The 8829-nt window shown below is 73.3% G+C and carries 6 protein-coding genes; 4 read left to right on the forward strand and 2 right to left on the reverse strand.

Annotated features, from left to right (window positions below):
* The first annotated feature begins 53 nt into the window (after positions 1–53).
* The 4 genes from ACIRQF_RS26940 (at position 54) to ACIRQF_RS26955 (ending at position 6021) form a co-directional block, all read left to right on the forward strand.
* Positions 54–644, forward strand: a complete 591-nt coding sequence (locus ACIRQF_RS26940; RefSeq protein ID WP_376637216.1) for a DUF3090 domain-containing protein — start codon at positions 54–56, stop codon at positions 642–644.
* Positions 608–1456: an SCO1664 family protein gene (locus tag ACIRQF_RS26945; RefSeq protein WP_376637233.1), complete on the forward strand. Its 849-nt coding sequence runs from the start codon at positions 608–610 to the stop codon at positions 1454–1456. Before ACIRQF_RS26940 ends, ACIRQF_RS26945 begins: the two co-directional genes overlap by 37 nt.
* A 177-nt stretch (positions 1457–1633) precedes the next feature.
* Positions 1634–2863, forward strand: a complete 1230-nt coding sequence (mshC, locus tag ACIRQF_RS26950) for a cysteine--1-D-myo-inosityl 2-amino-2-deoxy-alpha-D-glucopyranoside ligase (protein ID WP_404095716.1) — start codon at positions 1634–1636, stop codon at positions 2861–2863.
* A gap of 101 nt (positions 2864–2964) precedes the next feature.
* Positions 2965–6021 carry an NPCBM/NEW2 domain-containing protein gene (locus ACIRQF_RS26955; protein ID WP_404095719.1) on the forward strand — a complete coding sequence of 1019 codons (3057 nt, stop codon included), beginning with the start codon at positions 2965–2967 and terminating at the stop codon, positions 6019–6021.
* 125 nt (positions 6022–6146) lie between these two features.
* Here ACIRQF_RS26955 and ACIRQF_RS26960 read toward each other — a convergent pair whose 3' ends face one another.
* Positions 6147–7406, reverse strand: a complete 1260-nt coding sequence (locus ACIRQF_RS26960; protein WP_404095722.1) for a PAC2 family protein — start codon at positions 7404–7406, stop codon at positions 6147–6149.
* A 167-nt stretch (positions 7407–7573) separates the two neighbouring features.
* Positions 7574–8635 (reverse strand): LLM class flavin-dependent oxidoreductase, encoded by a 1062-nt coding sequence (locus ACIRQF_RS26965; protein WP_382486914.1) that lies wholly within the window; start codon positions 8633–8635, stop codon positions 7574–7576.
* Positions 8636–8829: the final 194 nt, after the last annotated feature.

Below are 8829 nucleotides of genomic sequence, written 5' to 3' on the forward strand. Positions count from 1 at the left end.
CTGGAGAAAACCAGTCCGCAGCACGACAGTCGAGACCCAAGGGAGTCGGGAACGTGTCCCGTCAGGTGTTCCTCTACGACCCACCGGAGCGTTTCGTGGCCGGCACGGTCGGGCTGCCTGGACGCCGTACGTTCTTCCTCCAGGCGTCCGCGTCCGGCCGGGTCACCAGCGTCGCCCTGGAGAAGACCCAGGTAGCGGCTCTCGCGGAGCGGATCGACGAGCTCCTGGACGAGGTCGTGCGCCGCACCGGCGGCAACGCGCCGGTCCCCGCGGTCGCGCCCCCCGACACGACGGACACCGCCCCCCTCGACACCCCCGTCGAGGAGGAGTTCCGGGTCGGCACCATGGCTCTCGCCTGGGACGGCGAGGAGCAGTGCATGATCGTCGAGGCCCAGGCGCTCGTCGAGCTCGACGCGGACTCCGAGGAGGACCTCGCCGCGGCCGAGGAGCGCCTGCTCCAGGACGAGGAGAACGGCCCGCCGATGCTGCGGGTCCGGCTCAGCGGCGCGCAGGCCCGCGCCTTCGCCAAGCGGGCTCTGGACGTGGTCAACGCGGGCCGCCCGCCGTGCCCGCTGTGCAGCCTGCCGCTCGACCCCGAGGGCCACGTCTGCCCCCGCCAGAACGGATACCGTCGCGGCGCATGAGCGGGGACGGAGCACACGAGCGGACGCGCACGGCGCTCGATCTGCTCGCCAAGGGCGAGCTGACCGTCCGCGGGCAGGTCCGTGAGGCGTCCAACGCGGTGCTGTACTGCTCCGTCGCGTACGAGGGCGAGGAGGCGGCCTGCGTCTACAAGCCGGTCGCGGGCGAGAGCCCGCTGTGGGACTTCCCCGACGGCACCCTCGCCCAGCGCGAGGTCGCGGCCTTCGAGCTGTCCGAGGCGACCGGCTGGGGCCTGGTCCCGCCGACCGTGCTGCGCGACGGGCCGTACGGCGAGGGCATGGTCCAGTTGTGGGTCGAGGCCGACCCGGAGGCCGCCCTGCTCGCCCTCGTCGAGGAAGAGGAGGCGGGGGAGGGCTGGAAGGCCGTGGGGCCCGCCCAGGTCGCCGAGGACCGCACGGCGCTGCTCGTGCACGCCGACAGCCCGCAGCTGCGCCGGCTCGCCGTCCTGGACGCCGTGATCAACAACGGCGACCGCAAGGGCGGGCATCTGCTGCCCGCGCCGGACGGGCACCTCTACGGGATCGACCACGGGGTGAGCTTCCACGTGGACGACAAGCTGCGCACCCTGCTGTGGGGCTGGGCGGGGGAGGAGCTGACCGAGGAGGCCGTCGGCGTCCTCGACGCGCTGGACGGGCGGCTGGCGCCCGGCACTCCACTGGCGGAACGGCTCGCCGGGCTGCTGACGGGGGCCGAGGTGGCCGCCCTGCGGGAGCGGGTGGCCGTGCTGCGCAGGACCGGACGGCATCCCGTTCCGTCCGGGCGGTGGCCGGCCATTCCCTGGCCACCGGTGTGAGAACAGGGCTCCGGCCGACCGGTCCGAGGCCCCACCGATGCTTTTCGGCCAATCTCGACCGGCCATGGACACCCCCCGGGGGTATGCATGCATGCTCCCTGCCCGCAAGACCGCCTAATCGGTCAAGATCCCGGATGCGGTTCGTATCCGGAACAGGTGTCCGGTTACGCTCAGGGCATGCATGCCTGGCCCGCTTCTGAGGTCCCCGCCCTGCCCGGCAAGGGCCGCGACCTCCGGATTCACGACACCGCGACCGGCGGACGAGTCACCCTCGCCCCCGGCCCCGTCGCCCGCATCTACGTCTGCGGCATCACGCCGTACGACGCGACCCACATGGGACACGCGGCGACCTACAACGCGTTCGACCTCGTTCAGCGCGTGTGGCTCGACACCAAGCGGCAGGTTCACTACGTCCAGAACGTGACCGACGTCGACGACCCGCTCCTGGAGCGCGCGATCCGCGACGGCATCGACTGGGTCGGCCTCGCCGAGCGCGAGACCGCCCTCTTCCGGGAGGACATGACCGCCCTGCGCATGCTGCCCCCGCAGCACTACGTCGGCGCGGTCGAGGCGATACCGGGCATCGTCCCGCTCGTCGAGCGCCTGCGGGACTCCGGCGCCGCCTACGAGCTCGACGGCGACATCTACTTCTCCGTCGAGGCCGACCCGCACTTCGGCGAGGTCTCGCACTACAGCACCGAGCTGATGCGCCACCTCTCCGCCGAGCGCGGCGGCGACCCGGACCGCCCGGGCAAGAAGAACCCGCTCGACCCGATGCTGTGGATGGCCGCCCGCGAGGGCGAGCCGAGCTGGGACGGCGGGAGCCTCGGCCCCGGGCGCCCCGGCTGGCACATCGAGTGCGTCGCCATCGCCCTCGACCACCTCGGCATGGGCTTCGACGTGCAGGGCGGCGGTTCCGACCTGATCTTCCCGCACCACGAGATGGGCGCCTCCCACGCGCAGACGCTCACCGGCGAGTTCCCCATGGCCAAGGCGTACGTGCACGCCGGCATGGTCGCCCTGGACGGCGAGAAGATGTCCAAGTCCAAGGGCAACCTGGTCTTCGTCTCCAAGCTCCGCAAGGACGGCGTCGACCCGGCCGCCATCAGGCTCGCCCTGCTCTCGCACCACTACCGGGCCGACTGGGAGTGGACCGACAAGGTCCTCCAGGACGCCGTCGAGCGCCTCGGCCGCTGGCGCGCCGCCGTCTCGCGCCCCGACGGCCCGTCCGCCGACGCCCTGGTCGAGGAGCTCCGCGAGGCGCTCGCCGACGACCTCGACGCCCCGGCCGCGCTCGTCGCGGTCGACCGCTGGGCCGAGCGCCAGGCCGCCGAGGGCGGCACCGACGAGTCCGCCCCCGGCCTCGTCTCCCGCGCCGTCGACGCGCTGCTCGGCGTCGCGCTGTAAGGCAGGACCCCGACGCGCGGGCCGCTTCCGGAACCCATAAGTCCAGGAGCGGCCCGCGCAAGTCCATGGCCCGGCCGGTCGCGGAGCGCTAGACAGGCCGCATGAGATCACCAACGCGACTGAGAACAGCGGCGGTTGGCGCACTCCTCGGCCTGCTCGCCGTCTTCGCCGGACCCGGCGGCAACGCGGCGGCGGCCCCCGCCGACACCACCGTCGGCGAGGTCACCGGCTTCGCCGCCGACGGAGCGGTCTACCGGCTGACCGCCGGTCACACCGAGGCCCGGGTCAGCTTCGTCTCCGACGAGACCTTCCGCATCGAACTCGCTCCCGACGGCAGGTTCACCGACCCCACCGGACAGGACATCGTCCTGCCGCAGGGCCCGCCGCCCGGCACCCGCTGGGCCGACCTCGGCGACCGCTACGAGCTGAGCACCGCCCGGGTCACCCTGCGCGCCTACAAGTCCCCGCTGCGCTTCGCCGCGGTCCGCGCCGACGGCACCCCGCTCTGGTCCGAGACCCAGGGCCTCACCTGGAACCAGGACCGCACCACGCAGACCCTGGCCCGCGGCGCCGACGAGCAGTTCTACGGCGCCGGGATGCAGAACGGCCGCGGCAACACCTCCCACCGCGGCAAGACCGTCGAGGTCGGCGTCGACTACGACTGGAACGACGGCGGCCACCCCAACTCCGTCCCGTTCTACCTCTCCTCCGCCGGCTACGGCGTCTACCGCAACACCTACGCCCCGAACACCTACGTCTTCGGCGAGCCCGTCACCACCACCGCCCGCGAACAGCGTTTCGACGCCTACTACTTCGCCGGCGACGGGAAGGACGCGCTCAAGGACGTCATCGGGCAGTACACCCGGCTCACCGGGAAGCCCTTCCTGCCGCCCGTCTACGGCCTGGAGATCGGCGACGCCGACTGCTACCTCCACAACGCCAACCGCGGCGAACGGCACACCCTCGACGCCCTGGAGGTCGCCGACGGCTACGTCGACAACGACATGCCCAACGGCTGGATGCTCGTCAACGACGGCTACGGCTGCGGCTACGAGAACCTCGCCGAGGCCGCCCAGGGCCTCCAGGCCCGAGGCATGCAGCTCGGCCTGTGGACCGAGGACGGCATCGACCGGCTCGGCGAGCAGGTGAAGGCCGGCCAGCGGGTCGCCAAGCTCGACGTGGCCTGGGTCGGGGACGGCTACAAGTTCGCCCTCGACGGCTGCAAGGGCGCCTACGCGGGCATCGAGGCCAACAGCACCGCCCGCGGCTTCACCTGGGCCCCCGAGAGCTGGTCCGGTGCCCAGCGCTGCGGCGTCCAGTGGTCCGGCGACCAGTCCGGCAGCTGGGAGTACATCCGCTGGCAGATCCCCACCTACGCCGGCGCGGCCATGTCCGGCCTCGCCTACACCACCGGCGACGTCGACGGAATCTTCGGCGGCAGCCCCCGGACGTACACCCGTGACCTGCAGTGGAAGATGTTCCTGCCCGTCACCATGACCATGGACGGCTGGGCCGCCCACGACAAGCAGCCCTTCCGCTACGGCGAGCCCTACACCTCGATCAACCGCGCGTCCCTCAAGCTCCACGAGGCCCTGCTCCCCTACATCTACTCCCACGCCCAGCAGGCCACGAGGACCGGCCTCGGTCTCGCCCGGCCCCTCGTCGTCGAGTACCCCGACGACCCCGTGGCCGCCTCGGACGCCGCCAAGTACGAGTTCCTCAGCGGTGAGGACTTCCTCGTCGCGCCCGTCTACCGGGACGCGGTGGAGCGCGACGGCATCTACCTGCCGAAGGGCACCTGGATCGACCACGCGAACGGGCGCACCTACGAAGGCCCCCTCACCCTCGACCACTACAGCGCCCCGCTCGACACCCTGCCCCTCTTCGTACGGGCCGGGGCCATCGTCCCCATGTGGCCCGGCGGCATCCGCTCGTACACCGACCGCAGGCCCGGCGACCCGCTCGCCTGGGACGTCTACCCGCAGGGGCGTTCCTCCTTCGACCTCTACGAGGACGACGGCGTCACGCGCGAGCACCGCACCGGGCGCTCCGCCACCCAGCGCGCCGAGGTGCGGGCGCCGGAGCGCGGCGCCGGCGACGTGACCGTACGGATCGGGCCCAGCACCGGCGACTACACCGGCAAGGCGGCCGCCCGGCCGTACCGCTTCACCGTCCACACCGGCGACGCCCCCGGCAGCGTCACCCTCGGCGGCCGGGCCCTGCCCCGGCTCACCTCGAAGGCCGCCTTCGAGGCCGCCGGGCAGGGCTGGTGGTACGACCGCGAGGACCGCGGGGGAGTGGTCCAGGTCAAGACGGCAGCCCAGCGCACCGACCGCGCCTTCACGCTCGTCCTCACCGACACCAGCGCCGTCGGCGGTGCCGTGCCCGGGGCCCCGGCGACCGTCGCCGTCCCCGCCGGTCAGGAGCTCGGCGCGGGGGTGCCGGGCACCGTCGCCGTCGACGTCACCGCCGGCACCCGGGACGCCACCGGCGTCGAGGTCACGCTGAACGCCCCGGCCGGCTGGCAGGTCACCCCGGCCGCGCCGATCGCGCGCGTCCCGGCCGGCACCACCCGGCGGGTCGAGGTCGCCGTGACGCCTGCCCGGGACGCCGTGGCCGGAGAGACCCCGCTCACCGCGACCGTCCGCCACCGGGCGGCGGGGGCGGACCGGACCGCGACCCAGCGGTTCGCCGTCGGGGTGATGCCCGAGCCGCCCACCGCCCCGGCCTGGGCCAGCGACCTGACCTGGCTCACCGCCACGAACGGCTGGGGCCCGCCCGAACGCGACCGCTCCAACGGGGAGTCCGGTGCGACGGACGGCCATCCGCTCACCCTCGCCGGGAAGACCTACGACAAGGGCATCGGCGCCCACGCCGACTCCGGCATCGAGGTCTATCTCGGCGGGCGCTGCACGGCGTTCACCGCCGACGTGGGCATCGACGACGAGATCAACGGTTACGGCGACGTCGCCTTCTCCGTCGAGGCGGACGGCAAGGTGCTGTGGACCTCGCCACGGGTGACCGGTGCCTCGGCCACGGTGCCGGTGAGCGTCGACGTGACCGGCGCACGCCATGTCCGCCTGAAGGTCACCGACACCAACGGCTCGAAGAGCGGCGACCACGGGGACTGGGCGGCCGCCCGGTTCGCGTGCGCCTGACGCGTCGACGTGAAGCCCACGCCGACGAGGGACCGTCACGGGATCGCCGTCGACCGCGTGGTCTGACGAACACGAACGGGAGGGGCGGCCGTGCCACCCCTCCCGTATCGGCGATCACGCGTCGGTCAGTCGCCGGATCCCTCGGGACCCGCCGGGCCCCCGGGGCCTTCGGGACCGTCGGAAGACGCCGAGTCTCCCGAGGTGGAGGTCCCGGGGCCGCCGGGCCCACCGGGGGACTCGGCGGAGGACTCCCCGGAGGGGCCGCCCTCGTCGCCCTCGTCGCCCGAGGGGGTCTCCCCCGTGGAGGCGTCGCCGGAGGACACCTCACCCGAAGGCTGATCGGCGGAGGGCTGCCCTGCGGAGGGCTGTTCCGTCTCGGCGCCCGGCACCGTCTCCGGCCCCGGCACCGTCTCCGCGCCCGGAACCGCCTCCGGACCCGGCTGCTGCGGCTTCGGCGGGCGGGTGCGGTCGCCCGGGTTGTCCCGCAGGTACGAGGTGTCGCCGCCCTCCGTCGCCAGCCCGGGGCCGGGCCCCGGGCCCGAACCCGGCTCACGGCGCCGCAGATAGCGCTCGAACTCGCGGGCGATGGCCTCGCCGGAGGCCTCGGGCAGCTCCGCGGTGTCCCGTGCCTCCTCCAGGGTCTGCACGTACTCCGCGACCTCGCTGTCCTCGGCCGCCAGCTGGTCCACGCCCAGCTGCCAGGCCCGCGCGTCCTCGGGCAGCTCGCCCAGCGGGATGCGCAGGCCGATCAGGTCCTCCAGGCGGTTGAGCAGGGCGAGCGTCGCCTTGGGGTTCGGCGGCTGCGACACGTAGTGCGGGACGGCCGCCCACAGGCTCACGGCCGGCACCCCGGCGTGCGTGCACGCCTCCTGGAGGATGCCCACGATGCCCGTCGGGCCCTCGTACCGGGTCTCCTCCAGGTCCATCGTCCGGGCCAGATCGGGGTCGGAGGTGACCCCGCTGACCGGCACGGGGCGCGTGTGCGGGGTGTCGCCGAGCAGCGCGCCCAGGATCACCACCATCTCCACGCCCAGCTCGTGGGCGAAGCCGAGCAGTTCGTTGCAGAACGAACGCCAGCGCATCGACGGTTCGATCCCGCGCACCAGGACCAGGTCCCGGGGCTTGTCCCCGCCGATCCGGACCACGGAGAGCCGGGTCGTCGGCCAGGTGATCTTCCGGACGCCGCCGTCCAGCCACACGGTCGGCCGGTTGACCTGGAAGTCGTAGTAGTCCTCGGCGTCGAGCGCCGCGAACACCTCGCCCTTCCACTCCCGGTCCAGGTGGGCGACCGCGGCGGAGGCGGCGTCACCGGCGTCGTTCCAGCCCTCGAACGCGGCCACCATGACCGGGTCGATCAGCTCGGGAACCCCCTCGAGCTCGATCACCCAGCGCCTCCTTCGTCGAAGTTCCTGTCGTACGGACCAACCTTATGCCTTTTCGGCGGCCCGCCCGCAGCCCTCGGACCCGCCCGAGAGCCGTCCCGGCCTTGATCGACTACCCAGGAACTCCCGTCGGCACACGGCGCCCACGCCGGCCGTCCGGACTTCGTCGCTCAGTCCTCCCAGAGCGTGCTCGGGGCCTCCTTCCGCACCACAGGGGCGATCTCCTCCGCGAACCGCTCCAGGGTCTCGATCTGCTCCGCCGTGGACTGCCCGAAGGCGTCGACCGTGATCGACTGCAGGTCGTGCCGGTACACCTCGTGGAAGCCGAGGATCTTGTCGATGATCTGCTGCGGCGATCCGATGAGCTGCGGACCGCCCGCGACGGCGTCCTCGATCGTGCGGAACGGGGTGTTGTAGCCGGCCTTGCCCTCGAGGTGCGGCTGGAAGGTCTGGCGTACCTTCGCCTCGTAGAGGTCCCGGTAGCGCTCGACGGCCTGTTCGGCGGTGTCGGCGATGAGCAGCCCGCCGGAACCCGCCGCCACACGCGCGTGCCGTGGGTCGTGCCCGTACTCCTCGAACTTCTCGCGGTAGTGGGCGATCAGCCGCGCGTACGCCTCGCGGGGCTGGATGGCGTTGGCGGTGAACAGCGGGTCGCCGTGCCGCGCGGCCAGCTCGGGAGAGTTGAGGCTGGTGGCCGAGCCGTGCCAGATCCGCGGCGGACCCGCGTACGGGCGGGGGAGGGTGGTCACGTTCTTCAGGGCGGGACGGAACTCGCCCTGCCAGTCGACGCCTTCCTCCCTCCAGAGCCGGCGGAGGAGCTCGTACTTCTCCTGCTGCAGGTCCCACTGACGCCCCTCGTCCAGGCCGAAGAGGTCGAAGTGGCCCGCCTCGGCGCCCTTGCCGACGACGAGTTCGATCCGGCCCCGGGAGATCTGGTCGAGGGTGGCGAAGTCCTCGGCGATCCGCACCGGGTCGAGGATCGCGACGACCGTGACGCCGGTCAGGAGGCGGATCCGGGAGGTGCGGGCGGCCAGCGCGCCGAGCACCACCGAGGGGCTGGAGGAGAGGAAGGGGCCGGCGTGCCGCTCGCCGATGGAGTACGCGTCGAAGCCGAGCCGCTCGGCGGCCTCGCCGACCGCCAGGACCTGCTCCAGCCGGTCGGCCGCGGGTTCGAGGGCGCCGGTCAGGGGATGCGGGGCATGGCCGATGAGAGAGAGCACTTGAAACTTCATGCATCAACTCTGCGCGCCCAGTGTTTCCGAGGTGTATCGGCGGCATGGCACGGCGCCCGGGACGCGGCGGTGGGGGGGGGCCCCGGGGGCCCCCCCCCCCCCCCCCCCCCCCCCCGGGGCCCCCCCCCCCCCCCCCCCCCCCCCCCCACCGGGCCCGGGGGCCCACCAGGGCCGCGCGCCCCGCCGGGGGCCCC

Source organism: Streptomyces sp. NPDC101191 (assembly GCF_044767915.1).
Lineage (GTDB): Bacteria > Actinomycetota > Actinomycetes > Streptomycetales > Streptomycetaceae > Streptomyces.